The 316-nt window shown below is 75.3% G+C and carries 1 protein-coding gene; it reads right to left on the reverse strand.

All coding sequences use genetic code 11. The annotated features are described in order from the left end of the window. Positions 1-316: lyase family protein (locus TN53_RS43635; protein ID WP_267886612.1), on the reverse strand; the 316-nt coding region annotated here is incomplete at both ends.

Raw genomic sequence — 316 nt, forward strand, 5'->3', positions numbered from 1 at the left:
CCACCGGGAGCCCGCCGTCGGCGAGACGTTCCAGGCGCTCGACGGAGTCGAGGACCAGTGCGCGCCAGCCCGCCGCCTTCAGCCCGAACGTCGTGGGCACGGCGTGCAGAGCGAGGGTGCGGCCCGCCATCGCCGTATCCCGGTGCGTGGCCGCGAGGCCGGCCAGCGCCTCCGCGACCGCCCGCAGATCGGCGACGATCAGCCTGAGTGCCCGCTGGGCCACCAGCATCGCGCCGGTGTCGAAGACGTCCTGGCTGGTCGAGCCGCGGTGCACGTACTCGGCGGCCTCCGGGGAGCGTTCGGCGACCACCGCGGT

It is taken from the genome of Streptomyces sp. WM6386 (assembly GCF_000972385.1).
In the GTDB taxonomy this organism is placed as follows: domain Bacteria; phylum Actinomycetota; class Actinomycetes; order Streptomycetales; family Streptomycetaceae; genus Streptomyces.